The organism is Pseudoalteromonas sp. AWM4_233, from assembly GCF_056158285.1.
This window is the reverse complement of sequence record NZ_JBSWSZ010000113.1, coordinates 412572-438249: the sequence shown is the minus strand read 5'-3', so window position 1 is coordinate 438249 and position 25678 is coordinate 412572. Positions and strand designations below refer to the sequence as shown.

The following is a 25678-nucleotide window of genomic DNA, read 5'->3' as shown; positions in this document are numbered from 1 at the left end:
AATGCAGCAAATGACTACCGCACAGTTAAGGCAATCGTTTTTAGATTACTTTGCCAAACAACAACACCAAGTTGTACCTTCAAGCTCACTAGTGCCGGGTAACGACGCAACGTTACTTTTCACTAACGCGGGTATGGTGCAATTTAAAGACGTATTTTTAGGTGGCGAAAAGCGCCCTTACACGCGAGCGACGAGCTCACAGCGTTGTGTTCGTGCTGGTGGTAAGCACAATGACCTTGAAAATGTAGGTTACACTGCACGTCACCATACTTTCTTTGAAATGCTTGGTAACTTCAGCTTTGGTGATTACTTCAAGCAAGATGCCATCAAGTTTGCATGGCAGTTCTTAACTGAAGTTGTTCAGTTACCAAAAGAAAAGTTGATGGTAACGGTTTATCACACTGATGATGAAGCGTTCGACATTTGGGCAAAAGAAGTGGGTGTGCCTGAAGATCGCATTATCAAAATTGATACGTCTGATAACTTCTGGTCTATGGGTGATACAGGTCCTTGTGGTCCATGTTCTGAAATTTTCTATGATCACGGTGAGCACATTTGGGGTGGTCCTCCGGGTTCTCCTGAAGAAGATGGTGACCGTTTCATCGAAATCTGGAACCTAGTATTCATGCAATACAACCGTCATGCTGACGGCACAATGGAGCCATTACCTAAGCAGTCAGTTGATACAGGTATGGGTCTTGAGCGTATCGCTGCAATTTTGCAAGGTGTTCACTCAAACTATGAAATTGACTTATTCCAAAACCTAATCAAAGCCGCTGCGGCAGTAACTAATGCGCAAGACTTAGAAGATAAGTCACTTCGCGTGGTTGCTGATCACATTCGCTCTTGTGCGTTCTTAGTAGCCGATGGTGTGATGCCTTCAAACGAAGGTCGAGGTTATGTACTGCGCCGTATCATTCGTCGTGCAGTTCGTCACGGTAACAAGTTAGGCGCAGAAGGTGCATTCTTCTTTAAGCTGGTATCTGCGCTTGTGCAAGAAATGGGTGAAGCGTATCCAGAGCTTGCTAAACAACAAGAGATCATCGAAAAAGTACTGCGTATTGAAGAAGAGCAGTTCGGTAAAACACTAGATCGTGGTTTGGCGATTCTTGAAGAAAACCTAGCAGACCTTAAAGGTGATGTGATCCCGGGTGATGTAGTATTCAAACTTTACGACACATACGGTTTCCCTGCTGACTTAACTGCTGATGTTGCGCGTGAGCGTTTCATGACAATTGACGAGCGTGGCTTCCAAGAGTGTATGGAAGTTCAGCGTAAGAAAGCGCAGCAAGCGGGTAAGTTTGGTGCTGACTACAATGAGCAGCTTAAGTCTGAAAAGTCGACTGACTTTAAAGGGTACGATGCAACTCATTACAGTGGTACTGTGGTTGAACTATTCAGCCAAGGTGAAGCTGTTAATGTATTAGAAGATGGTCAAGAAGGTATTGTTGTATTAGACCGCACTCCATTCTATGCAGAGTCTGGTGGTCAAGTTGGTGATACTGGTTCATTAAAAGTGGCGGGTGGCGAGTTTGTTGTTACAGACACGACGAAACTAGGCAATGCATTTGCTCACCATGGTAAAGTAGTTGGTCGCATTGGTGTAAACGATAAAGCCGATGCACACATTGATGCTGAGCGTCGCGAAAACATCAAGAAGAACCATACGGCAACTCACTTAGTACACGAAGCATTACGCCAAGTCGTTGGCGATCATGTAGCACAGAAAGGCTCATTAGTGATGCCAGATCGTTTACGTTTTGACTTCTCACATTTTGAAGGCGTGACTAAAGCACAGCTTCGTGAAGTTGAAGACTTAGTAAACGCCGAGATCCGTAAGAACTTCGCACTACAAACAGAATTAATGGACATCGACGAAGCGAAAGCAAAAGGTGCGATGGCGCTATTCGGTGAGAAGTACGATGATGAAGTACGCGTTGTGTCAATTGGCGATTACTCTATCGAATTATGTGGTGGTACACACGTATCGCGCGCTGGTGACATTGGTCTATTCAAGATTGTGTCTGAAGGTGGTATCGCAGCAGGCGTTCGTCGTATCGAAGCGGTAACCGGTGAAGATGCGGTTAACTATGTGTCTGAGCAAGAAGCACAGCTAAGCGAGATTGCAGCGCTTGTGAAAGGTGATGCAAGTAACGTACTTGAAAAAGTGGCAGCCCTAATTGAGAAATCTAAAGGCCTTGAAAAGCAAGTTACTCAGCTTAACGACAAGCTTGCAAGTGCAGCCGGTGCCTCATTAATTGAATCTGCCGTTGACGTAAATGGCGTGAAATTATTAGTTGCTAATGTAGCTGGAACTGAATCGAAAGCGCTTCGCGGCATGGTTGATGACCTTAAGAACAAGATGGGTTCTGGTGTTATCGCGCTAGGTGTTGCGAATGGTGATAAAGTAAGTCTAATTGCAGGTGTGACGAAAGATTTAGTTGGCAAAGTAAAAGCAGGCGAACTAGTAAATCACATGGCTGCACAAGTTGGCGGTAAAGGCGGTGGTCGTCCAGACATGGCTCAAGCGGGTGGTTCACAGCCTGAAAACCTTGACGCTGCGCTGCAAAGCGTTAATGCATGGGTGAGCGAAAAGACGCAATAATTGCGATGTAACTCGTGGCATTAATTGTTCAAAAATTTGGTGGCACTTCGGTAGGCTCAATTGAGCGTATCGAGGCTGTCGCCGATATCATCATAAAAACCCAACAACAGGGTCATCAAGTCGTTGCTGTTGTCTCTGCAATGTCTGGTGAAACCAATCGTTTAATCTCTCTCGCACACGAAATTGACAGCCGTCCTAGCAGCCGTGAACTTGATGTTTTGGTGACTACTGGCGAACAAGTGACTGCGTCGCTTTTGGCTATGGCCATCATTCGGCGTGGACATCCTGCAATTAGCTTACTTGCCGATCAAATTGGTATTCAAACCGATAACATGTTTGGTAAAGCAAGAATTGAATCCATCTGTACCGACCGCTTAAATCAAGAAATGGAACATAACCGTATCGTGATTGTGGCGGGTTTTCAGGGGCGAGATCGGGAAGGTAATATCACGACGCTCGGTCGTGGTGGCACAGACACAACCGCGGTAGAGTTAGCGGGTGCATTAAAAGCGGCTGAATGTCAGATATTCACAGACGTAGATGGTGTTTACACCACAGATCCCCGCATTGAGCCAAACGCACGTCGCCTTGAGCAAATTACCTTTGATGAAATGTTAGAGATGGCAAGTCTTGGTGCGAAAGTCTTACACTTACGCTCGGTTGAAGCGGCGGGCCACTATCGGTTACCACTTAGGGTGTTATCGAGCTTTTGCCACTCAAAGGGGACATTAATTACTTACGAGGAGCCAGATATGAACAAAGCCCCAGTTTCAGGTGTGGCTGCAAGTAAAGATGAGGTGTTAATTACGCTTAAGCAGTTACCAAATCAACCACAGATCTTTGCAAGCCTACTCACCGTATTGGCTGATGCGGGCATTGCGGTAGATATGTTGAGCCAATTAAATCACCAACTTGATAAAATAGACTATGCTTTTACTGTGCACAGTAATGATCATCATCAAGTTATTGAGCTTTTGACACACCAGCAAGAAAGTCTCGGTTTTGTTGAATTGGCGTGTGATAAGGAAGTGGCTAAAGTGTCTGTAATAGGCATTGGCCTGAAGTCTCATGTAGAAGTTATCGCACAGTTCTATACGGCAATGTCTCACGAGAATATTAGAGCTGACTTAGTGACAACATCCGAAATGAAAATTTCGGCTTTGCTGCCGCAAAAGTACTTAGAATTGGCTGTTAGAGCATTGCACAGCACATTTTTATTGGAAAGTATTGAGTAAATTGGTTTTTTTGCTTACTTTTATGACAACTTTTCATTAAAATGAAATTGACGCGGAATCTTCTAATTTTTGGAATAACAGGAGCAATAGAATGCTAATACTAACTCGTCGAGTGGGTGAAACCCTAATGATTGGTGATGAAGTAACTGTAACTGTACTAGGTGTTAAAGGTAACCAGGTACGTATTGGTGTTAATGCACCTAAAGATGTTTCAGTTCACCGTGAAGAGATTTACATGCGAATTCAGGCTGAAAAGTCTGGTCCTGCAACAGGTAACATCTGATCAGCTTTTAGCGAATAATTTAAGGAGCCACTATTCATTAGTGGCTTTTTTTTGCGCTAAGATAAAGTCAACCGTCTCGTCATCCAATGCACTTAAAGATAAATATTGTGCACCTCTTAGTGAATAGATCAGTAGACCTCTGTCTGTTTTTATAACTTTGGTGATGTCTTGCCAATTAAATACAAACGATTTGTATGGGTTAGCTGCTTTAATTTTTTCTTCGTCAATCTCAACAATCACATTGGAGCCACTTGCTCTGCTGATCATCTGTCTGGCAACCCACCAAGGACGGCGATAGTAATATGAAATGCATTCAATGACTGCCAAAATGATTAAGAAATTCCCCAGGTAGCCATTCTCTAAACCATAAATAGACACTAAACCGAGCAGGGTTAGAAAACCGACTAACGCATATTTAGGTTTGTTGGCTTTCCCAAATTTTTCGGACTCATCAAAGCACTCCTGATAGTAAGGCTTATCAAGGGTAAATTCGTGTTTATACATAGCAACTCATTAATCTTTATTTACTGCCAATTTTATCAAAAAAGAATGGTGTATGCGTATTTGAAGTTTTTTAATGTGACTTGCATTAAGTATGAAAATACATTTTTTATTCAGTCATAACGGTGTTTTGTTTAGTGTCTTCTTGGTCTTACCATTTTTCGTTTCCGTTTTTAAAACTTATCTTTGTAACCTATTTATCACTTTTATTTAAAAGTATTTAAATAAACCTGCGCTATTTTGAATATTTTTCATATTTATCTCAGTAATTCATTCGTTTAATCAGTATTTTACAGTTAAGTTGTTGCTATTGTTCAGTTTTTAATATTGGTATTACCAATTTACAATGTTGTTTACAAGTTGAGCTCGTTTGTTATGATGTTGAATAAATATTTATAAAAAATGATTAATGACGCAAAGCGCGTTGTGAAAAAGGGGGAGAACATGGATATAGGCGCATTGTTGCTAGAGGCAGCCAGTTTAATGCTTACCGGCATGGTTGGGGTTTTTGCCTTCTTATCTATCTTAATTTTTGCTGTAAGCAAGTTATCACTTATCGCAGGTGGTGATGAACCAGCAAAGCCACAACGTCAACCTACTAAACGCCCAGCATCAACAGGCGTATCTAACGCGCACATTGCTGCAATCAGTGCAGCTATCGCTCAGTACAGATCAAAATAATAAAGGGGTCCACTATGTCAAAGTTAAAATTAACTGAATTGGTTTTAAGAGACGCACACCAATCATTGCTTGCTACGCGAATGCGCCTAGAAGATATGCTACCAATCGCAGAGAAACTAGATAAAGCCGGTTATTGGTCTGTTGAATCTTGGGGTGGCGCAACCTTTGATTCTTGTATTCGTTATTTGGGCGAAGATCCTTGGTATCGCATACGCGCTTTAAAAGAAGCCATGCCAAATACTAAGCAGCAGATGCTTTTACGTGGTCAAAACTTACTAGGTTATCGCCATTATGCCGATGACGTGGTGGAGAAATTTGTAGAACGTGCACATCATAATGGTGTTGATGTTTTCCGTATTTTCGATGCCATGAATGATGTCAGAAACCTCGAAACTGCGATTAAAGCCGCTATTAAAGTCGGAGCGCATGCGCAAGGTACCATTTCTTATACTGTGAGTCCGGTTCACACTTTAGACATGTGGCTAGATCAAGCGAAAAAACTAGAAGCCATGGGCTGTCATTCAATCTGTATTAAAGATATGGCTGGCTTATTAAAGCCTTATGATGCAGAAGAACTGATCACTGAACTTAAAAATACCGTATCGGTGCCAATTGCCATGCAGTGTCACGCGACAACGGGTTTAAGCACAGCGACATACCAAAAAGCCATCGATGCGGGTATTGATATGCTTGATACCGCTATTTCGTCTATGAGTATGACTTATGGTCATAGCGCCACAGAGACCATGGTGGCTATCACTGAAGGCACAGCGCGTGATACAGGTTTAAACCTTGGTGAGCTTGAAGAAATTGCGAGCTACTTCCGTGAAGTTAGAAAAAAATATGCGGCATTTGAAGGCAGCTTAAAAGGCGTTGATGGCCGTATCTTACTCGCTCAAGTGCCTGGCGGCATGTTAACTAACATGGAAAACCAGCTTAAAGAGCAAGGTGCTGGCGATAAGCTAGATGATGTTCTAAAAGAGATCCCAGCTGTACGTAAAGACCTTGGCTTTATTCCGCTGGTGACACCAACATCGCAAATCGTCGGTACTCAGGCGGTACTAAATGTTCTTACTGGTGAGCGTTACAAGACCATCACAAAAGAAACGGCCGGTGTGTTAAAAGGTGAGTATGGTTCGACCCCTGCTGAAGTTGACTCACAATTACAACAACGCGTATTAGATGGCGCAGAAGCGATCACGTGTCGCCCTGCTGATTTAATCGATGCTGAGCTTGATAGCCTTGAGGCTGAGCTAGTTGCGAAAGCCAAAGAAGACAACATAGAGTTGGCAGAAGAGCAAGTCGATGACGTGTTAACTTATGCGTTATTCCCGCAAATTGGTCTTAAGTTCCTTAAGAATCGCAATAATCCAGATGCATTTGAGCCGAAACCAACTCTAGTTACCACTGAAAAGCCTGCACCTGCTGCAAAACCGGCTTCTCCACAAAAACAATCAACAGAGCGTTACAGCGTGCAAGTTGACGGCAAAGTTTATGATGTTGTCGTTGCACCAGGTGGTGAACTTAAAGAAGTACAAGTCAAAGATAGTGAGCTTATTCCACAGTCAGCATCGGTCAGTACGAGCGAAACACTCAATGCCCCGCTTGCCGGTAACATCTTTAAGTTATTGGTGCGTGCAGGTGATGCAGTCGCTGAAGGCGATGTAGTCATGATCATGGAAGCCATGAAGATGGAAACAGAAGTGCGTGCGACGCACAGCGGTACGGTTGCAAATGTCTTAGTCTCTGAAGGTGACTCTGTCGCAACGGGCGATGCCATGATTGAGCTTGCATAGGAGGTCACATGGACGGGTTGTTAAATTTATGGCAAGCAACGGGCCTTGCCAACTTTACCGTGCCAGCTCTAGTCATGATGGCGGTGGGCTGTGGTTTACTCTACCTTGCTATAGCAAAAGGGTTTGAACCTTTACTCCTTGTACCAATTGGTTTTGGTGCAATCTTAACGAATATTCCAGTTGCAGGCTTGGCAGAGCCTGGTGGCTTGTTGTACTACGTTTACTATATCGGTATTGATAGTGGTGTTTTTCCGCTGTTGATATTTATGGGCGTGGGCGCGATGACAGACTTTAGTGCACTGATTGCAAACCCACGTATGTTATTACTGGGGGCTGCAGCGCAGTTTGGTATTTTCGCGACACTATTTGGCGCCATTGCGCTGAATTTTGTGCCGGGCTTTGAGTTTACCCTACAGGATGCTTCAGCAATTGCCATCATTGGTGGTGCAGATGGTCCAACGGCTATTTTCTTAGCCTCAAAGCTTGCACCAGAACTTTTGGGCGCGATTGCGGTAGCTGCATATTCTTATATGGCATTAGTACCAATTATCCAGCCGCCGATCATGCGTGCGCTAACGTCTGAAGAAGATAGAAAGATTGAAATGCCACAACTTCGCCATGTGACTAAGCGTGAGAAAATTATCTTCCCACTGGCAGTACTTGGTCTAGCGATTATGTTCTTACCGTCAGCATCGCCGCTGGTTGGTATGTTTTGTTTAGGCAACTTAATGCGTGAGTGTGGTGTTGTCGATAGATTAAGTAACACAGCACAGAATGAGCTTATTAATATCGTGACTATTTTCTTAGGCTTAGCTGTGGGCTCTAAGTTATCAGCGACTGAATTCTTAACTGTTGAGACGTTAGGTATTTTAGTGCTTGGTGCCTTGGCTTTCTCAATTGGTACAGCATCGGGTGTATTTATGGCGAAAATTATGAATAAGTTCTCGAAGCATCCTATTAATCCACTTGTCGGCGCGGCAGGGGTATCAGCGGTACCAATGGCGGCGCGTGTAGTGAATAAAGTGGGCCTAGAGAATAACCCGCATAACTTCTTGTTAATGCACGCAATGGGGCCAAATGTAGCAGGTGTACTTGGCAGTGCCGTGGCAGCAGGTATTCTGCTAGCACTTGTTGGCTAGCTAGTAATAAGTTTCTTCCAACCTAAATGCGCAGCCGTTGGCTGCGCTTTTTTTGATTTGGCGTAATTGTATTAGTTAACCTGAGCTTTGGTTAAGAGATTTATTATCCAGAACTCAGGTTAATTATAACCATACAAAAAGCTTTGCTCTGTATGTTCTTTCTCTTGTTCTTCGAGCTGCATAAGATTTGCGACTTCTTGTTTGTAAGACTTACTTTTCTTTAAATCTTTTTCATTGTTCTCTTTGATGACGCCTTGGCTTTTTAATTCAGATGGCATTTGGGTGATCTCTGAAATCTTCATCTTATCTCTCCTCGAGTTGCACGCTTTGAAGTATTGGTATCTCTGTGTAGTTTGTTTTGCAGAAGTTGTACCAAGAAAAACTTATGTAGACACTTTAAGTAGTTATAGAAAAGATTTATTGATCTCGCTTGCTATTTCTTAAATTAATTGCATCAATAACGGGCAATAACTCCTCAATTTAGTGCAAAACGACGATGACAAAGCTATATTCTCAAGCGTGTGAAAACAATAAAGACCCAATTCTGAGTAAGTTAAAATCTTATCTAATTGGCAAAGAAGATATTTTAGAAATAGGAAGCGGTACCGGACAGCATGCGGTGCATTTTGCAAAGCATCTTCCGAATATAATTTGGCAAACGGCAGATCAAGCCGTGCATCATGAAGGGATCAATGCTTGGTTAGACGAAGCTAAGCTGGGTAATTTAATTGCACCAATGACACTAGATTTAAACCATGATTGGCCTGTGACTGAAAAGTACGATGCAATTTACACTGCGAACACGCTTCATATAGTGTCTGAGTCTTTGGTTGAAAAGCTAATCATAGGTGCCGCTAAACACAGTCATTCGCAAAGTCATTTATTCATTTATGGCCCGTTTAACTACAATGGACAGTTTACCAGTGAAAGTAACCAAGGCTTCGATGCCATGTTAAGGGCAAGAGACCCACAAAGTGGTATTCGGGATCAAGAGTGGGTTGTGTCTTTGGCGAAGAAACAAGGCTTTGAGTTAGTTCAAGACCATGAAATGCCAGCGAATAACCGACTATTGGTGTTTAAACGGTAATTTCGCTTCACATTCAATAAAGTACTGCTGTAAGGCTTGGGTTTCTCTTTCGCAATAGTCTTGTAGCGCGATTTTAAACTCAGGTCTAAACAAGGTGTGGTAAGAGTGGCGCCAAACGGGTTCAAAGCCACGGGCGAGCTTATGCTCGCCTTGCGCGCCGGCATCAAAAGTAACGATGCCTTCTTTTATCGCAAGTTCAATGCCTTGGTAATAACAGAGCTCAAAGTGAAGCGAGTCATATTGAGATTCAATTGCACCCCAATAGCGGCCGTATAGGGTATCTCCTGAAACAAAATAAAGACTAGTGGCGACAATATCTTCATCTTTGAACGCGCAGCATAAACGAACGTCATGCGGTAAGTTTTTTATTATCAAGGCGAAAAATTCGCGATTCAAATAACCGTTATGACCCGAGCGTTTTAAATAGGTGAGACGGTAACTTAAGTAAAAAGCGTCAAGTAAGGCGTCATTAATCTCGTCACCAGAAAACCAGCGAATGGTTAAATTCTGTTGTTGTACTTTTAAGCGCTCTTTACTGACCATTTTTCGCTTTCGAGCATTAAGCGCTGATAAAAAGTCACTGAAGTTTTGATAACCTTTATTTTGCCAGTGAAATTGCACATTGCGTCTTGGGATCAATGTGGTATTAGTAAAATTTGCATGCTCAGATAAAAAGTTAAGATGAATGCCACTGAGACCATTTTCACCAAACTCAAGTAAAGTTGCCTCTATATAATTTATTAATTCAGGCGTGATGTGCTTGCAAAGAATGCGAGGACCTTGCACTGGGGTAAAAGGTACACCACATAGCCATTTAGGATAATAATCTAGCCCGTACCTTTCGTATGCTTCAGCAAATGCCCAATCAAAGACGTATTCACCATAAGAGTGGTTTTTTATATAGCCAGGTAAGATAGCCACAATATGATCGCTTTGTTTAATGACAAGATGCTGAGGCTGCCAACCTGTTTGTTTATTTACGCATCCGCTTTTTTCTAACGCACTTAGCCAAGCATAACTGGAAAATACATGGTCATTTGTCAGTGTGTTCCAAGTAAACTCCGAAATATTTGAAATAGAGTTTACAAAGTTATGCTGGTAGGTCATCGGGTACACAAAAAATTAAGGCTATTTTAAATGGCATGATATCAGATTTAATTTAGCCTTAAACCGCCCTTATGCTCTAAATAAAAAAGCAAGCTCAGAACTTAGTGTGCTCAATAAACATTCAGCTTTAAAACTCCTGTGACTTAAGCCAATTTATTACTCGGTTTAATTGATGGATCATAACTATATTGATTTATATACAATAATATCACTTGTGAGCGTATGCCTTATGCTGTGTGAGAGATCTACCTGTAATTAAAAATTAATCATTTTTTGACCTAAAATCGTTTGACTTAGTATGAGAGGGCTTTACTATGAAGAAAGACAAAAATTTGTCAGTGTTTATAAATTTCCACCACGTTATTGTATGAGTCATACTTGTAGTACCGTCCTGAAGTTTTTAAGTACCGTCTAGTTTTTGCTCTATGCGCCCACAAGGGCATAGTTAATTTTAAAGATCAGGATATACATATTATGTCTAATACAGTTACTGGTACCGTTAAGTGGTTTAACGAGTCAAAAGGTTTTGGTTTCATTGCACAAGAAAATGGTCCAGATGTTTTCGCACACTTCAGCGCTATTAAAGGTGACGGTTTCCGCACTTTAGTTGAAGGTCAGAAAGTAGAGTTCACATTAGCTACAGGTCAAAAAGGCCCACAAGCTGAGAACATCACTGTACTTTAAGTGTTAATCACTTAACAAGAAAGCAAGCACTAGCTTGCTTTTTTTATTTGTGGTGCAAACTAGTGAACGAAGTTCGCGCTGTTTGCGCAAGGTGAATTAATCAAGTTTAAAAAGTGCTGAGGCATTTTCAAGCTACATGGATGTAAAACAACACCTAACCTAATTTATCTCCATATATCACTAGAAAGTAACTCTGGTTATAAAGATACACCCCAACAAAAAACTCTTCATCTATAACCTAGTCTATACACCCCACACCCCAATATTCACCAAACTTATAAACACTATACCCAAATATTGTCGACAATCTTGTCGTTTCAAGGTTGACGTTCACGTCAACCACTACTATATTGTCTACAACTTATTAAACACGGCTTTTAAGATTTACTATGTCGATTTTTCAAGAAAATGCTGTAACAGCCTCAGATAAAGCGTTTTTTCGCTTAAGAAAAGAGATTGTGGAGGGTGAAATCCCAGCATCAGCAAAACTCAGTGAAACTGAGTTGTCGACAAAATATGAAGTAAGCCGTGCTGTTGTTCGAGAAGCAATTAACCGTTTAGAAAGCTGTAACTTGGTTGAGCGCAAGCCAAATGTGGGGGCACGTGTGGTGGCATTAAGCCCTGAGGGGTTAGTTGAACTTTACCAAGTACGTGAGTCACTAGAAGGCATGGCGGCGCGTCTTGCTGCAACTAATATGTCTGATAACGAAGTGGCTGAGCTGAAAATGCTCCTAAATAGCCAATCAGAAAATATCAAAACCACAGAGCGTTATTATCAAGAAGCGGGCGATTTAGATTTTCATTACCGTATTATTCTCGGCAGCAAAAATAATCATTTAATTAATATGTTGGTCAATGGCCTATATCACTTGGTGCGTATGTACCGTGTGCAGTTAGGCATGGCAGGTCCCCGTGTGAGTACCGCTTTTGACGAGCATAAACATATTGTTCAAGCCATCACCAATCGCGACCCTGAGTTGGCCGAAATGCTGATGCGCCGACACATTATGTATTCAAAAAATAATATCGAAGCCAAGCTTAGCCAGTGAGCTTCTTACACTCATTTTCAGGATAACCAGAGAGATCATCAAGATGACAACAGGATATATCAGTGCGGGTAAAAAATTCCGCGATGCATTAAAAGCCAATCAGCCACTGCAGATCGTGGGCACCATTAATGCCTACAGCGCAATGATGGCGAAGAAAATCGGCCACCAAGCAATTTATTTGTCAGGTGGTGGTGTTGCAAATGCCTCTTATGGTCTTCCTGATTTAGGTATGACTTCTCTAAACGACGTCATTGCTGACGTACAACGTATTACATCTGCATGTGACTTACCTCTGATGGTTGATATCGACACAGGCTGGGGTGGTGCATTCAATATCGCAAAAACAGTATGTGATATGGAAAAAGCCGGTGCAGCAGCCGTGCATATGGAAGACCAAGTTGCACAAAAACGCTGTGGTCACCGTCCAAATAAAGAGATCGTATCAACCGAAGAAATGGTTGACCGTATTAAAGCGGCAGTCGATGCGCGTACTGATCCTGATTTCTTCATCATGGCGCGTACAGATTCATTCGCACAAGAAGGCCTAGAAGCCGCGATTGAGCGTGCAAAAGCTTATGTTGCCGCGGGTGCGGATGGCATTTTTGCAGAAGCCGTACAAACTGAAGAACACTACCGTGCATTTAGCGAGGCGCTAGATGTGCCAATTTTAGCGAACATCACAGAATTTGGTAAAACAGAGCTTTGGAACAAAGAAGAACTTGGAGAGTGGGGCGTAGATATGGTGCTTTACCCATTAAGTGCTTTCCGTGCAATGAACAAGGCTGCTGAACTGGTTTATCAAAGCATTTTACAAAACGGCGATCAAAAAGCTGTCATCGATACCATGCAAACTCGTATGGATCTTTATGATTACCTTGGCTATCACGACTACGAGCAGAAGCTTGATGCGTTGTTCGCCGAAGGCAAAAATAAATAAAAGCAGTAATTTTGAAGTGCAGGCAATGAACCTGCACTCAGCACATATCAATACCCAGCAGGTAAAAATAATTCAGGAGACAACATCATGGCAAAAGTACTAAGCGGTGCAGGCCTACGCGGACAAGTAGCGGGTAAAACAGCATTATCAACAGTAGGTAAATCAGGTTCTGGCCTAACTTACCGTGGTTACGACGTAAAAGACTTAGCTGAAAAGTGTCAGTTTGAAGAAGTGGCGTACCTTATCTTAAAAGGTCACCTACCAACGCAAGCAGAGCTAGACGCATATAAAGACAAACTACGTGCGATGCGCGGTCTGCCACAAGCCCTTAAAGATGTACTAGAGCGTATTCCAGCAGACGCACACCCAATGGATGTGTTACGTACGGGTTGTTCAATGTTAGGTAACCTTGAAGGTGAAGCGACATTTGATGAGCAAGACCAAGTAACAGATCGCATGCTAGCGGTTTTCCCAAGTATCATTTGTTATTGGTACCGCTTTAGCCATGATGGCGTGCGTGTTGACGTTGAAACAGAAGATGATTCAATCGGTGGTCACTTCCTGACAATGTTGCACGGCGAAAAAGCCAAAGAATTACATGAGCAAGTGATGCATGTGTCTTTAATTCTATATGCAGAGCATGAGTTTAATGCATCAACGTTCACAGCGCGCGTTTGTGCATCAACGCTTTCTGACATGCACTCATGTGTAACGGGTGCGATTGGTTCACTTCGTGGTCCACTACACGGTGGTGCTAACGAAGCAGCGATGGAACTGATCGAAGGCTTTACTTCACCAGATCATGCAGAAGCTGAAATGATGGGTAAACTTGAGCGTAAAGAAAAAATCATGGGCTTCGGTCACGCGATTTATTCAGAATCAGATCCTCGTAACGAAATCATCAAAGGCTGGTCTGAAAAGCTAGCGGCAGATGTAGGTGACGACGTACTTTACCCTGTATCAGTACGTTGTGAAGAGGTAATGTGGCGCGAGAAGAAGCTTTTCTGTAACGCTGACTTCTTCCATGCATCAGCTTATAACTTCATGGGTATTCCGACTAAGCTATTCACGCCTATCTTCGTAATGTCTCGTCTAACGGGCTGGGCTGCACACGTGATGGAACAACGTGCTGACAACCGTATTATTCGCCCTTCAGCGGAATATACAGGTGAAGAGCTACGTCCTGTAACGCCAATTTCAGAGCGTTAATTTAAAGTTTGAGTGACAAAGGCCGACTTTGTCACTCGCTACCGTCACTCAAACTTAAGCCTAGAGCTTGAGTTTTACCCTATGGATTTCATATTTCACCTAGGCAGCTAAAACCTATGTAATTTGAAAGACGATGGGATAAAGAAGTCAGAAAGTTATGAATACCAAATACCGTAAGATCTTACCCAACTCTCAGCTCGCTTATTACGATACGCGTGAAGCTGTTGATGCCATTAAACCGGGCGCGTATGCCACACTCCCTTACACATCGCGTGTACTTGCAGAAAACCTAGTTCGTCGTTGCGAGCCTGAAAAGCTAGACGCAAGTTTGTCACAACTAATTGACCGCAAACGCGACTTAGATTTCCCTTGGTTCCCAGCACGTGTTGTGTGCCACGATATCTTGGGCCAAACCGCCCTTGTTGACCTTGCTGGCTTACGTGATGCGATAGCTGCTAAAGGCGGCGATCCGTCTAAAGTAAATCCAGTGGTTCCGACTCAACTTATCGTCGACCACTCACTAGCGGTTGAGCACGCTGGTTTTGAAAAAGATGCATTCGAGAAAAACCGTGCCATTGAAGACCGTCGTAACGACGACCGCTTCCATTTTATCAACTGGACAAAAACTGCATTTAAAAACGTTGACGTTATCCAGCCGGGTAACGGCATCATGCACCAAATCAACCTAGAAAAAATGTCGCCGGTTATCCATGCGCGAGATGGCGTTGCATTCCCTGACACATTGGTTGGTACAGATAGTCACACACCACATGTTGATGCACTTGGTGTAATCGCAGTAGGTGTAGGTGGTCTTGAAGCTGAAAGCGTCATGTTAGGCCGTGCTTCTTATATGCGTCTACCAGATATTGTCGGTGTTGAACTAACAGGTAAAGCTCAACCGGGTATCACTGCAACTGATATTGTATTAGCAATCACGGAATTTTTAAGAGCTGAAAAAGTAGTCGGCGCTTACTTAGAGTTTTATGGTGAAGGTGCAGAGAGCTTAACGCTTGGTGACCGTGCAACCATCTCAAACATGACGCCAGAATATGGTGCGACGGCGGCGATGTTCTACATCGACCAGCACACCATCGATTATTTAAAAATTACAGGTCGTGACGACGAGCAAGTTCAGCTTGTTGAAAACTACGCAAAAGAAACAGGCCTTTGGGCCGACAGTTTAGAAACAGCAGAATACGAGCGCGTTTTAACTTTTGATTTATCAACGGTTGGTCGCAATATCGCAGGCCCTTCTAATCCGCATCGCCGTGTTTCGACAGCCGATTTAGCTGAAGCGGGTATTGCGGGTACTGTTGAAAACGAAGAAGGCAAAATGCCAGATGGTGCGGTGATCATCGCAGCAATCACCAGCTGTACTAATACCTCTAACCCGCGCAACGTAATTGCCGCTGGTCTACTCGCACGTAATGCCAACGCGAAAGGGTTAACTCGCAAGCCTTGGGTTAAGTCATCTCTGGCACCTGGCTCAAAAACAGTAAAAATGTATCTTGAAGATGCAGAGTTATTACCAGAATTAGAGCAACTTGGTTTTGGTGTTGTGGCATTTGCATGTACAACATGTAACGGTATGAGTGGTGCCTTAGACCCGAAAATACAACAAGAGATCATCGACCGCGACTTATATTCTACAGCGGTACTGTCAGGTAACCGTAACTTTGATGGTCGTATTCACCCTTATGCAAAGCAAGCTTTCTTAGCGTCTCCACCATTGGTTGTGGCATACGCGATTGCCGGAACCATTCGTTTTGACATCGAAAAAGATGTCCTTGGTCATGACCAAGACGGTAACACTGTTACCTTAAAAGACTTGTGGCCAACGGATGAAGAGATCGACGCAGTTATCGCAAAAAGCGTGAAGCCAGAGCAATTTCGCCAAGTATACGAGCCAATGTTTGACTTAAACGTCGATTATGGTGAGAAGAATGACCCGCTTTATGACTGGCGTGAAATGAGTACCTACATTCGCCGTCCACCATATTGGGAAGGTGCATTAGCCGCTGAGCGCACCATGAAAGGCATGCGTCCACTTGCTGTACTAGGTGACAACATCACCACCGACCACCTATCACCTTCAAATGCGATTTTAGCAAGTAGTGCTGCCGGTGAATACTTGGCGAAAATGGGTCTGCCAGAAGAAGATTTTAACTCATACGCAACACACCGCGGCGACCATTTAACGGCGCAGCGTGCCACTTTTGCTAACCCGAAACTGTTTAACGAAATGGTGTTAGACGAAAACGGCGAAGTAAAACAAGGCTCACTGGCGCGTATTGAGCCAGAAGGCAAAGTAACGCGCATGTGGGAAGCCATCGAAACCTACATGCAACGCAAACAGCCATTGATCATTGTGGCAGGTGCGGACTATGGTCAGGGCTCGTCACGTGACTGGGCAGCCAAAGGTGTGCGTTTAGCCGGTGTTGAAGTGATTGCAGCAGAAGGTTTTGAGCGTATTCACCGTACAAACTTAATTGGTATGGGTGTATTACCTCTGCAATTCGCAGCCGGTACAACCCGTAAAACACTGGGTCTTGACGGTACTGAAACCTATGACGTTATTGGTGAACCAAGCCCGGGTGCAACATTAACTTTATTGGTTCATCGCCAAAATGGCGAGCGTGTAGAAGTACCTATGCTATGTCGTCTTGATACAGCAGAAGAAGTATCAATTTACGCGGCAGGCGGTGTTCTTCAAAGATTCGCACAAGACTTTTTAGAAGCTAATAATTAATAAATAAGCGAATGAGGCTTTCTCATTCGCTTTTGAAGGATTTTTAAATGGCTTTCAAACCACAAATTAAAGTACCAGCAACTTATATGCGTGGCGGCACCAGTAAGGGGGTCTTTTTTAACCTTGCTGATTTACCCGCTGCAGCACAAGTTGCAGGCGAGGCTCGTGACAATTTATTGCTGCGCGTGATTGGTAGTCCTGATCCATACGCAAAACACACCGATGGTATGGGCGGTGCAACGTCAAGCACCAGTAAAACTGTGATTCTGGCAAAAAGTGATGTGCCTGATCACGATGTAGATTACCTATTTGGTCAGGTAGCAATTGATAAGCCTTTTATCGATTGGAGCGGAAATTGCGGCAACTTAACTGCTGCGGTAGGCGCATTTGCAATCAGCAACGGCCTAGTTGACGCTGAACGTGTGCCTGAAAACGGCATTGCGGTTGTACGCATTTGGCAAGCAAACATCAAAAAAACCATCATCGCGCATATTCCTATGACCAATGGTGAAGTGCAAGAAACCGGTGATTTTGAGTTAGATGGTGTGACTTTCCCTGCTGCCGAAGTGGTGGTCGAATTTATGGACCCAGCTGACGGCGAAGGTGATATGTTCCCATCAGGTAACTTGATTGACAGTCTTGAAGTACCGGGTATTGGCACTTTCCCTGTGACCATGATCAACGCAGGTATTCCAACTCTATTTTTCAATGCAGAAGATTTAGGTTATACAGGCACAGAGTTACAAGAAGTCATTAACAGCGATGCTGCCGTGCTTGAGCGCTTTGAAACCATTCGTGCCCATGGTGCGGTGAAAATGGGCTTGATCAAAGATATTGAAGAAGCAAAAGTGCGTCAGCATACGCCGAAAATCGCATTTGCCGCACCAGCTCAGGCTTACACTGCCTCAAGTGGTAAAGCGATTGCAGAGTCGGATATCGATGTGTGTGTCCGCGCACTTTCTATGGGCAAGCTTCACCACGCCATGATGGGCACAGCGGCTGTTGCAATTGCGACCGCTGCTGCAATTCCTGGCACCATAGTGAATTTGGCTGCTGGTGGCACTGAGCGCGAAAGCGTGACCTTTGGTCATCCATCGGGCACATTAAAAGTCGGTGCAGCTGCAAAACTTGTAGATGGTAAATGGTTGGCTGAAAAAGCAGTCATGAGCCGAAGCGCGCGAGTGCTAATGGAGGGCTCGGTACGCGTACCGCAGAATTAATTAAAAACCTACTCAAGTTAATTTAAGCAAATTGTTCATGAGTTGTGATACTCCCAAGGCCCGAGAGGGCCTTTTTTAATGGCTGAATCACTCCGTATTTATATTTTCAAAGTAAAGGGATTAGGAATAAATGATAGAAGCAATCACCACCTTGGCACTCACTACCGCACTTTTATTAGGCTCACCTGGGCCAGCACCACTTGCCCTAGCAGGTGTGGGTGCCAGTTTTGGTTTTAAGCAAGGATTAGGGTTTCTTGCTGGTATTCTACTCGGCTTGCTGGTGGCAATTAGCTTAGTTGCATTGGGGTTAGGCAGTTTGTTTGAACAATTCCCAACGGTCAAACTCATCTGCCAAGGTATCGCAACCGCTTACTTAATTTATGTGGCGTACAAGATTGCGAGTAATACCAGCGGTATAGAGCAAAGAGCCGGCGCAGCGCCAAGCTTCAAAGATGGTTTTATATTAAATTTAATCAACCCCAAAGCTTATGCCGCGTTTTTAGCCATTTTCGCTAACTTTATGATCCCAGCAAGTTCACCTTTTTACAGTGCCATGTTAACTGCTACGGTGAGCTTTGTTGTTGCAGTTATCGTTGATGGACTATGGATGGCAATCGGCAGTAAACTCAGACCCTTTTTTGCAAAACCCGAACAAGCAAAATGGTTGAGGATTGCGTTTGCATTGCTGTTATTAGCGAGCATTGGCGCGTCTTATTTTCTTTAAGTTTTCACACCAAGCTTTTGTTGAAAGAAACACACAAATTGTTACTTATTAGTCGTTTACATAGTAAGCAGGGTGAGAGAGGCTAATACCAATCCGCAATAACACTTAATCATTTTGAGGGATTAAACCTGATGATAGCTGCGTTAAAGATTTCTCATTTAGAACAACTAAATAACGAAATATTTGCCTTGCCTACATGGATGTAGGTACCTCAGCGATAGCAGGACGCGTGAGCGGTGCTACCAACAAGGTTTTCTTGCCTCAAAATAGACTACTTAGTTAAGCGGACTGGTATAAGAGCAGAACTTTCAAGGAACACCTATGTTGAATTTAAAATCTAGTCTACAAGTCATTGCGTTTGCAGCCGTAGTGTCTTTCTCTGGCGCTAGTAATGCAAAAGCTACCTTTAATGCTGAGCATAACAATATTGTTAAAACGGTAAACAGTTACTTTAAAGGCATTGCAGAGTCAGACGAAGGCTTAATAGCACAAGCTTTTGAGCTAGAAAATGGTCATATAAAGTCTATCGTGACAGATAAAGAAACTGGCAAGCAAAGTATTCGCAGTCAAAAGTTGGGGGACTTTGCCAAGATATTTAAGCAGCCGACTAAAGATCACTGGCAAGCCCATATCCTTTCAATTGATGTTGTTGACGAGCAAATGGCCATGGTTAAGTTGAATTTTGAAACATCAAAAACCCATTACATAGATTATCTGGTGCTTTATAAATTTAATGATGCATGGAAAATCGTAAATAAGACCTTCGTATCTAAACCAAGAACATGAGCACTTTGATGACAGTAGCACTTGATTGTTTATTGAGAAGTTTTTTGCATCTAACGCTTTAAGTAAAGACCTAAAACTTAACAGATAAGATGACTTTTAAGGCTAATCTAATGCTATATTGCGCTTAAATTTACTTGTTATAAGAATAATCTAATGCGCATATTAGTTGTTGGAGCGGGTATTGCAGGGTGTGCTCTGTATCGTCGCTTAAAGCCACTCGGTCATGAGATTGATATTATTGAAAAGTCATCAGAGTTGGCTTCTGAAGGCGCCGCGATTTGTTTACCTGCCAATGCCATGCTTGCGCTAAAGCAATTAGATTTGGCCGAGCAGGTTAAACAGCTTGCTTTTCAAGTTGATCAAATCGAATACGCACTGTCATCGGGCAAGACCTTAGCCTCTGCTTCACTACATGAAGCGCCTTTAAATAAAGCACCTTTTGTCGCTTTAAAGCGCGATGCGCTGATGTCTATTTTAAGAGATGGTATGGCGGCTGATGTGCAGTTAAACACTTGGCCAACAGCACTCAGCCAAGAAAATAATGAAGTGTCGGTGACTTTCAATACCGGCGCTTGTAAAACATATGATCTCGTCGTTGCGGCTGATGGTATTAACTCAGCCACAAGAGGTATGGTTCAACCAAATGCATCACTGCTGACTCATCAAGTCACTAACTGGCGTTTTATTACTAAAAAGCCTAAAGCCAATATACAGCCGACTTACTATGTGGGAAATGACTCTGCATTTATGATTTACCCAATCAGTGACAGTGAGGTGTATTGCTATGGTCAAATTATGGATGAGCAAGGTCAGTATGCTGCATTATCGAGTGACAAAGCACTACAAGATATTTTCTCAGAGTATGATGCCCCTGTTGCGCAATGCGTAAAAGACTTAACCGAACAACAGCATATAGTGCTTGGGCAACTTAAGAGTGTAGGGCAAACAGAATCAGTATTTGATCGTGTGGTTTTAGTTGGAGATGCGCTGCATGGTTGCCCGCCTAGTCTGCAGCAAGGCGCTGGCATGTCTTTAGAAGATATAAACTGTCTTGCAGATAACTTGAGTAATAAGCAAGTAGATGAAGCGCTAGAGGCCTATAAAACAGCAAGAGCTGAGCGGATCTCTTGGACGGTATCTGAGTCTAATAAAATTATTAAGTTAGCAGGGTTAGGACGCTCACCAATTGGTCGATTTATTCGCAATAGTATTATTCGATTGAAAGGCCCAGCTAATGTTGTGGGTTGGCGAAAGCTGCTAAATGAACTTGATTAAAGCCATAGATTAATTTTGAAAAACGCGGTTAAAGTCAAACCGCGTTTTTTATTTGCTTTAATGGTATTTTAAATCACTGACTTCAACAACTGCACTGGTATTCAGCGGGCCATAAACATGTGGAAATAGCCCCAATTCAGGGTTGTTTGTGGCACCTTCATATTTCACCTCAGCAGTGATCAAATCAGGGTCAACTTTTAAAAGAGCAAGCGGCCCTTTGTCTTTATAAAATCGAGCAACTACATAGTCGATTTGTAATTCACTACACGCGTGAATAAACCCCTCAGACTCAATTGAAGGGGTGATATAAAAAGGCTGAGCGAGTACATCTGTAACCTGTGCTCTAGGTAAAATTAAATAAATGGCACTTTTCATAATAGAGTCCAACAAATCTTATTTTGAGTATTATAAAGAAGTGCCTCAAAAGCGTTAATTAAAAACTTTTACAGATTGCAGTTATTTATCGAGTACTTTTAGCTTTCACTTGTTTAACCGTTTCTTCAAGGGCAGGGGAACTGTAAAGGGGTTTTACAGTGTTCTAATTCGATATTGAAACTCGGTTATGATGTTTTGAGCTGAATGAATAAACCAGTCATTCATTTGTAATTATGCAGACTGAGTTGTCAAAATCACCTAGCTTTAACTAATCTTTAGTAATCAACGATTAGGCGCATTTATCTTCTCCAAATATGACGGCTATGTTACTGATCTAGATACACCCCTGAATGGTATAATTGAAAGAACATTTTTTAAGGAATGTACATGCAACAATTATCTGCTGGAATGATTACTTTGGCTTTTTTGAGCTTGATTAGTCTCTATTCTGTGGCTGAAGAGAAAACTGTCGATACTACAGAGCCGACTGATATGGAGCAAATTTGGCAACCTGCCCCTGATCTTCCTGTCGCCATACAAGAGATTTACCCAGCGGTGTTTTTAGATCGCATATTCGTTGGGGGTGGCTTCGTACCATCAAAGTCAGAGAGTTTCTATGGCCTAGGGCCAACAAGAAAGATCTTTATTTTAAACCCTGCAGAACAGTTTTGGGAAAAAGCGCCCGATTTGCCTGAGTCTCGGCATCATTTGGGCATGACGAGCAATATTCATTATGTATATGCCATCGGTGGTTTCTCCGGCCCTAAAGAAGATGCGTGGCAACCCCAGCGGTCAGTATATCGCTTAGACAGCAGAAAGAGTCGCTGGATGAGTGCGTCTTCTTTACCTATTCCTTTGGCTGAATCTGTATATGCAAGCGTCGGTAAAAGCATTCATGTGATTGGTGGGAAAACGCGAAAACGAGGCGAGGCGCAAAACATCGACACCAACGCCCACTATGTGTTGGTGAATAACGCATACTGGCGTAAGGCCAAGCCAGCACCGACTGCGCGGGCCTCAGCGGCTGGCGCGGTAATTGGCAATAATATTTATGTGATTGGGGGCCGAACTGGCGGTGAAAACCGACAGAACTTAAACACTGTTGAAGTATACGACACCCAAACCGAAACTTGGCAAACTCGCGCTCCTTTACCAATTGCCGCAGCAGGCCTCGCTGCTGCCGTGATTGATGGCAAAATAATCGTCTCTGGCGGCGAAGCTTTTTCCAACTCGGGCAATTGGCAAGACGGCAAAGTGTTTAACTCGGTCTTTTTGTATGACCCTAACATTGACGAATGGCAGGAGCTTGAACCCTTACCTACCCCGCGTCATGGCCACGGTAAAGTGAGCCTAAACGGAGAAGTATATGTACTCGGTGGAGCTGCTAAAATTGGTCCGCAAGAAACCTTATCAAGTACTTTGATTTATCAGCCAACACAAAACTGATTAAAAGAAAAAAGCGTTAGCGCCTTCTAACGCTTTTCACTCAGCTTCTGCTTAGAAGCTATTATAAAACCAATGTAAAGCTTGCCCCTTCGCCTACTTCCGAGGCAACTTTTATACGCCCTTTATGGCGATGAATAATTTGCTGACTAAGCGCTAAGCCTATGCCTGAGCCTTTAGGTTTAGTGGTAAAGAAAGGCACGAAAATCTTCTCTAGTGCACTCTGTTCGATGCCATCGCCGTTATCTTGTATGGTGATTTCACATTTTCCATAGCGGTTAATACTCGCAGTGATATTCACTGCTTTCTCATTTTTTTGACTTAACTTTAAGGCATCTAGCGCATTGGTGATTAAGTTAACCAGCACTTGCTCAAGCATCTTTTTATCGCCTGAGACAGTTAAGTTTTCGGGCTCAATCGATATCGTTAAAGCGATATTAGCCTCATCAAATTGTGGTTTCACTAGTGGTTGTAAATCATCAAACAGGTTTTGCACTAAAATTGGCTTTAGCTCTAAATGAGGAATATGCGTGAGCTTACGATAGTCTTCAATAAACCCAAGTAAGGATTGGCTGCGAATACCAATGGCGTTTAGACTTTGTAAGTAGTCGTCGACTAAGTCTTGGTTATCTATTTGGTTTGCAAGTTGCTGCTCAGTGATGGTCACTAAGGTGTTCGAGAGTGAATAAATTGGGGCGACAGAGTTACCAATTTCGTGAATTAATACACGAATAAGCTTTTGCCACGAATCCATTTGCGTACTTTCTATTTGCTCTGAAATGGCAGTAAACAGCCAAAGCTCGTAGCGATTGTTATGGTAATTAAAGGCGAAATATTTAAACAGCATGTCGTCTTCGACACTGGCACCTTGCTTGGTTTGTTCAAGAATGGGTTTTGCGCTTAGGAGTTCTTTCGCATCGTTAAACGTTCGAATGTCTAGGCTTCGCTTAGCGGTATTGTTACACACCACTACGTCTTGCTGATTTTTGATGAGGATAACCCCCGCATCAATGTGTTGTAGCATGGTTTCAAAAATAGCGACTTGTTCGGCTTGCTTGAATTTATCGGCTTGTACTTTTTTGATCAGGTCATTGCAGATCTGCTGCTCTTTAGCACCTAAGGTGTGGGTTTCACTGAGGCGAAAACTACTGTCTTGATATTTCAGTGCGTTGATGACTTCGTTGAACTGCTGTTGCTGTTTGGCAAAAAGTTTGAGTGTTAGGGCTGCAAATAGAGCTGAGCCAAGTAAAGCCAAAATGCTGAGCAAAGTGGCATGGCTGAATGCAACACCATAGAGCCCAATACAGGCAAAACCGACTGCCGAGATAAAGTAACTCAACACCGCTGCGCTGTTTTTATTAAACACCGTACTTCTCCATTTTGCGATATAACGACGCACGGGTGATCCCAAGTGCTTTAGCTGCATGGCTGATGTTACCTTTAAAGTCAGCAATAGCACGCTCTATGGTCATTTGCTCAATGTCAGCAAGGTTATAGGTGTCGAACTGTGCGGCAGCGCTTTGCGTTTCTTGATTGGGCATGAGCTGAAATTGCAGTTGCTCACCGTCTGACAAGATCACTGAACGTTCTACTAAATGCTGTAATTCACGAATATTGCCCGGCCAATCATAGGCAAGTAACTGCGCCATGGTTTTATCGCTGACCGTTTTATGGCCTAGTTTGTATTTTTTGCAGTAAAGGTCAGCATAAAACTCTATCAGTAACGGAATATCTTGTGGTCTATCGCGCAGTGCGGGTAGTGTGATCTCGACGGTATTGATGCGATACAACAAGTCTTGTCTGAACGAGCCTTCACGGACCATGTCGTATAAATTCATGTTGGTCGCGGTGATCAAACGAATATCGACCGAGATTTCTTTGCTGCCGCCAACTGGGGTGATCACACGGTTTTGAATAGCAGTTAACAGCTTGCCTTGTAATTCGAGTGGAATGTTCCCAATTTCATCTAAAAATAAGGTGCCGGTGTCGGCCAGTTCAAAGCGACCTTGTTTGTTTTCTTTGGCATCGGTGAACGCGCCTTTGGCATGACCAAATAGCTCACTTTCAAATAACGAGCTGGCAATGGTGCCCATATCAACCGATAAAAAGGTGTCGTTGGCACGCAATGATTGTTTATGAAACTCTCGGGCGATAACTTCTTTACCTGTGCCACTTTCACCTAAAATCAGTACATTGGCATCGGTTTTTGCTGCTTTTTCGAGGGTTGTGAACACTTGCTCCATGGCAGGGCTTTTCGCAATGAGGTTCTCAAATGGACGATTTTGATCTGCCAAAGACAGCGCCGCGATTTGGTTCAGCTTTTTGCTTTTTTGGCGCTGTGCGCTTAAGTCGATACAGTTCGCCACGGTTGCCAGTAGTTTTTCGTTTTGCCAAGGTTTAAGCACAAAATCACTGGCACCTTGTTTGATGGCATCCACCGCCATCGACATATCGCCAAAAGCGGTAAATAGCACCACAACGGCGTCTTCGTCGATGGCTTTGATTTGTTTTAACCAGTAAAAGCCTTCAGCCCCTGAGGTTGATTCCCGGGTGAAATTCATATCGAGTAAGATAAGAGAAAAAGACTCTTTCTCCATGGCGTCACTGATGTTGTGCGGGTTATCTAGCGTGACAACACGTTTGTAGTGTTGTTTTAATAACATCTTAGTGGCAATTAAGATCTCGGCGTTGTCATCAACCACCAAAATCGACTTATCAATTACAGCCATGGCGCATTTCCTTACTTTCAAAGTGTACGATATCGTACACCAAGTGTTTTAAAGTTTTACACTT

At 43.1% G+C, this 25678-nt stretch carries 23 protein-coding genes; 17 read left to right on the top strand and 6 right to left on the bottom strand.

The annotated features are described in order from the left end of the window. Window position 1 precedes the first annotated feature (1 nt). The 3 genes from alaS to csrA all read left to right on the top strand — a co-directional run bounded on the left by alaS (window position 2) and on the right by csrA (window position 4123). The gene (alaS, locus tag ACXAC4_RS23455; protein ID WP_475166170.1) at window positions 2-2605 is read left to right on the top strand and encodes an alanine--tRNA ligase; all 2604 of its coding nucleotides are present in this window, start codon (window positions 2-4) and stop codon (window positions 2603-2605) included. Window positions 2606-2619: 14 nt separating this feature from the next. After that, a complete protein-coding gene (locus ACXAC4_RS23450) occupies window positions 2620-3840 on the top strand; it encodes an aspartate kinase (protein WP_349287757.1) in 1221 nt (406 codons plus the stop codon). 91 nt (window positions 3841-3931) lie between these two features. Beyond that, window positions 3932-4123, top strand: coding sequence for a carbon storage regulator CsrA (gene csrA, locus ACXAC4_RS23445; RefSeq protein WP_058031817.1), 192 nt, complete (start codon window positions 3932-3934; stop codon window positions 4121-4123). 30 nt (window positions 4124-4153) lie between these two features. Here the strand turns inward: csrA and ACXAC4_RS23440 are convergent, their stop codons facing one another. Next, window positions 4154-4627, bottom strand: a complete 474-nt coding sequence (locus tag ACXAC4_RS23440; protein WP_390443248.1) for a YcxB family protein — start codon at window positions 4625-4627, stop codon at window positions 4154-4156. Window positions 4628-5068: 441 nt separating this feature from the next. Between ACXAC4_RS23440 and ACXAC4_RS23435 the strand changes: the two genes are divergently transcribed. The 3 genes from ACXAC4_RS23435 to ACXAC4_RS23425 are packed head-to-tail and all read left to right on the top strand — an operon-like array spanning window position 5069 to window position 8240. Further along, the gene (locus tag ACXAC4_RS23435; protein WP_138479190.1) at window positions 5069-5305 is read left to right on the top strand and encodes an OadG family transporter subunit; all 237 of its coding nucleotides are present in this window, start codon (window positions 5069-5071) and stop codon (window positions 5303-5305) included. Between the two features lie 14 nt (window positions 5306-5319). Beyond that, window positions 5320-7101 (top strand): sodium-extruding oxaloacetate decarboxylase subunit alpha, encoded by a 1782-nt coding sequence (oadA, locus tag ACXAC4_RS23430; RefSeq protein ID WP_475166165.1) that lies wholly within the window; start codon window positions 5320-5322, stop codon window positions 7099-7101. 8 nt (window positions 7102-7109) lie between these two features. Beyond that, window positions 7110-8240 carry a sodium ion-translocating decarboxylase subunit beta gene (locus tag ACXAC4_RS23425; RefSeq protein WP_138479187.1) on the top strand — a complete coding sequence of 377 codons (1131 nt, stop codon included), beginning with the start codon at window positions 7110-7112 and terminating at the stop codon, window positions 8238-8240. A 119-nt stretch (window positions 8241-8359) separates the two neighbouring features. Here ACXAC4_RS23425 and ACXAC4_RS23420 read toward each other — a convergent pair whose 3' ends face one another. Continuing rightward, window positions 8360-8542, bottom strand: coding sequence for a hypothetical protein (locus ACXAC4_RS23420; RefSeq protein ID WP_475166163.1), 183 nt, complete (start codon window positions 8540-8542; stop codon window positions 8360-8362). Between the two features lie 194 nt (window positions 8543-8736). Between ACXAC4_RS23420 and ACXAC4_RS23415 the strand changes: the two genes are divergently transcribed. Further along, window positions 8737-9327, top strand: a complete 591-nt coding sequence (locus ACXAC4_RS23415; RefSeq protein ID WP_475166161.1) for a DUF938 domain-containing protein — start codon at window positions 8737-8739, stop codon at window positions 9325-9327. Here ACXAC4_RS23415 and ACXAC4_RS23410 read toward each other — a convergent pair. Further along, on the bottom strand, window positions 9307-10434 hold the full coding sequence (locus tag ACXAC4_RS23410) for a GNAT family N-acetyltransferase (RefSeq protein WP_475166158.1): 1128 nt from the start codon (window positions 10432-10434) through the stop codon (window positions 9307-9309). The genes ACXAC4_RS23415 and ACXAC4_RS23410 overlap by 21 nt on opposite strands. Window positions 10435-10908: 474 nt before the next feature. On the opposite strand from ACXAC4_RS23410, the gene ACXAC4_RS23405 reads away from it, so the two are divergent. From ACXAC4_RS23405 to ACXAC4_RS23365, 9 genes are all read left to right on the top strand, one after another. Then, the gene (locus ACXAC4_RS23405; RefSeq protein WP_058031834.1) at window positions 10909-11118 is read left to right on the top strand and encodes a cold-shock protein; all 210 of its coding nucleotides are present in this window, start codon (window positions 10909-10911) and stop codon (window positions 11116-11118) included. Window positions 11119-11507: 389 nt separating this feature from the next. Further along, window positions 11508-12167, top strand: a complete 660-nt coding sequence (locus ACXAC4_RS23400; RefSeq protein ID WP_475166152.1) for a GntR family transcriptional regulator — start codon at window positions 11508-11510, stop codon at window positions 12165-12167. Window positions 12168-12225: 58 nt separating this feature from the next. After that, window positions 12226-13104 carry a methylisocitrate lyase gene (prpB, locus tag ACXAC4_RS23395; protein WP_475167721.1) on the top strand — a complete coding sequence of 293 codons (879 nt, stop codon included), beginning with the start codon at window positions 12226-12228 and terminating at the stop codon, window positions 13102-13104. 87 nt (window positions 13105-13191) lie between these two features. Further along, complete coding sequence (gene prpC / locus ACXAC4_RS23390; protein ID WP_475166147.1) at window positions 13192-14313, top strand: bifunctional 2-methylcitrate synthase/citrate synthase; 1122 nt, start codon at window positions 13192-13194, stop codon at window positions 14311-14313. A 157-nt stretch (window positions 14314-14470) separates the two neighbouring features. Continuing rightward, window positions 14471-17062 (top strand): Fe/S-dependent 2-methylisocitrate dehydratase AcnD, encoded by a 2592-nt coding sequence (gene acnD, locus ACXAC4_RS23385; protein WP_475166141.1) that lies wholly within the window; start codon window positions 14471-14473, stop codon window positions 17060-17062. A gap of 47 nt (window positions 17063-17109) precedes the next feature. Continuing rightward, entirely contained in the window at window positions 17110-18282 is a 1173-nt protein-coding gene (gene prpF, locus ACXAC4_RS23380) for a 2-methylaconitate cis-trans isomerase PrpF (protein WP_475166135.1), read from the top strand. A 130-nt stretch (window positions 18283-18412) separates the two neighbouring features. Further along, entirely contained in the window at window positions 18413-19006 is a 594-nt protein-coding gene (locus ACXAC4_RS23375; RefSeq protein ID WP_475166128.1) for a LysE family translocator, read from the top strand. Window positions 19007-19327: 321 nt separating this feature from the next. After that, the gene (locus ACXAC4_RS23370; RefSeq protein WP_475166126.1) at window positions 19328-19792 is read left to right on the top strand and encodes a nuclear transport factor 2 family protein; all 465 of its coding nucleotides are present in this window, start codon (window positions 19328-19330) and stop codon (window positions 19790-19792) included. Window positions 19793-19945: 153 nt separating this feature from the next. Beyond that, window positions 19946-21067 (top strand): FAD-dependent monooxygenase, encoded by a 1122-nt coding sequence (locus ACXAC4_RS23365; protein ID WP_475166124.1) that lies wholly within the window; start codon window positions 19946-19948, stop codon window positions 21065-21067. Between the two features lie 57 nt (window positions 21068-21124). On the opposite strand, the gene ACXAC4_RS23360 is transcribed toward ACXAC4_RS23365, so the two are convergent. Continuing rightward, the gene (locus tag ACXAC4_RS23360; protein ID WP_475166122.1) at window positions 21125-21442 is read right to left on the bottom strand and encodes a DUF952 domain-containing protein; all 318 of its coding nucleotides are present in this window, start codon (window positions 21440-21442) and stop codon (window positions 21125-21127) included. Between the two features lie 387 nt (window positions 21443-21829). Between ACXAC4_RS23360 and ACXAC4_RS23355 the strand changes: the two genes are divergently transcribed. Further along, window positions 21830-22888, top strand: coding sequence for a Kelch repeat-containing protein (locus tag ACXAC4_RS23355; RefSeq protein ID WP_475166120.1), 1059 nt, complete (start codon window positions 21830-21832; stop codon window positions 22886-22888). Between the two features lie 61 nt (window positions 22889-22949). Here ACXAC4_RS23355 and ACXAC4_RS23350 read toward each other — a convergent pair whose 3' ends face one another. Further along, a complete protein-coding gene (locus ACXAC4_RS23350) occupies window positions 22950-24251 on the bottom strand; it encodes a sensor histidine kinase (protein WP_475166119.1) in 1302 nt (433 codons plus the stop codon). Next, window positions 24244-25614: a sigma-54-dependent transcriptional regulator gene (locus tag ACXAC4_RS23345; RefSeq protein WP_475166117.1), complete on the bottom strand. Its 1371-nt coding sequence runs from the start codon at window positions 25612-25614 to the stop codon at window positions 24244-24246. The genes ACXAC4_RS23350 and ACXAC4_RS23345 overlap by 8 nt, the downstream gene beginning before the upstream one ends. Window positions 25615-25678: the final 64 nt, after the last annotated feature.

Excerpts from the sequence above, each read along its gene's own strand:
- ACXAC4_RS23365 (WP_475166124.1), top strand. The coding sequence starts at position 19,946 with ATGCGCATATTAGTTGTTGGAGCGGGTATTGCAGGGTGTGCTCTGTAT.
- csrA (WP_058031817.1), top strand. The coding sequence starts at position 3,932 with ATGCTAATACTAACTCGTCGAGTGGGTGAAACCCTAATGATTGGTGAT.
- ACXAC4_RS23375 (WP_475166128.1), top strand. The coding sequence starts at position 18,413 with ATGATAGAAGCAATCACCACCTTGGCACTCACTACCGCACTTTTATTA.
- ACXAC4_RS23420 (WP_475166163.1), bottom strand. The coding sequence starts at position 8,542 with ATGAAGATTTCAGAGATCACCCAAATGCCATCTGAATTAAAAAGCCAA.
- ACXAC4_RS23415 (WP_475166161.1), top strand. The coding sequence starts at position 8,737 with ATGACAAAGCTATATTCTCAAGCGTGTGAAAACAATAAAGACCCAATT.
- ACXAC4_RS23355 (WP_475166120.1), top strand. The coding sequence starts at position 21,830 with ATGCAACAATTATCTGCTGGAATGATTACTTTGGCTTTTTTGAGCTTG.
- prpC (WP_475166147.1), top strand. The coding sequence starts at position 13,192 with ATGGCAAAAGTACTAAGCGGTGCAGGCCTACGCGGACAAGTAGCGGGT.
- ACXAC4_RS23360 (WP_475166122.1), bottom strand. The coding sequence starts at position 21,442 with ATGAAAAGTGCCATTTATTTAATTTTACCTAGAGCACAGGTTACAGAT.
- ACXAC4_RS23440 (WP_390443248.1), bottom strand. The coding sequence starts at position 4,627 with ATGTATAAACACGAATTTACCCTTGATAAGCCTTACTATCAGGAGTGC.
- alaS (WP_475166170.1), top strand. The coding sequence starts at position 2 with ATGCAGCAAATGACTACCGCACAGTTAAGGCAATCGTTTTTAGATTAC.
- prpF (WP_475166135.1), top strand. The coding sequence starts at position 17,110 with ATGGCTTTCAAACCACAAATTAAAGTACCAGCAACTTATATGCGTGGC.
- ACXAC4_RS23345 (WP_475166117.1), bottom strand. The coding sequence starts at position 25,614 with ATGGCTGTAATTGATAAGTCGATTTTGGTGGTTGATGACAACGCCGAG.
- oadA (WP_475166165.1), top strand. The coding sequence starts at position 5,320 with ATGTCAAAGTTAAAATTAACTGAATTGGTTTTAAGAGACGCACACCAA.
- ACXAC4_RS23410 (WP_475166158.1), bottom strand. The coding sequence starts at position 10,434 with ATGACCTACCAGCATAACTTTGTAAACTCTATTTCAAATATTTCGGAG.
- ACXAC4_RS23405 (WP_058031834.1), top strand. The coding sequence starts at position 10,909 with ATGTCTAATACAGTTACTGGTACCGTTAAGTGGTTTAACGAGTCAAAA.
- acnD (WP_475166141.1), top strand. The coding sequence starts at position 14,471 with ATGAATACCAAATACCGTAAGATCTTACCCAACTCTCAGCTCGCTTAT.
- ACXAC4_RS23425 (WP_138479187.1), top strand. The coding sequence starts at position 7,110 with ATGGACGGGTTGTTAAATTTATGGCAAGCAACGGGCCTTGCCAACTTT.
- ACXAC4_RS23435 (WP_138479190.1), top strand. The coding sequence starts at position 5,069 with ATGGATATAGGCGCATTGTTGCTAGAGGCAGCCAGTTTAATGCTTACC.
- ACXAC4_RS23400 (WP_475166152.1), top strand. The coding sequence starts at position 11,508 with ATGTCGATTTTTCAAGAAAATGCTGTAACAGCCTCAGATAAAGCGTTT.
- ACXAC4_RS23370 (WP_475166126.1), top strand. The coding sequence starts at position 19,328 with ATGTTGAATTTAAAATCTAGTCTACAAGTCATTGCGTTTGCAGCCGTA.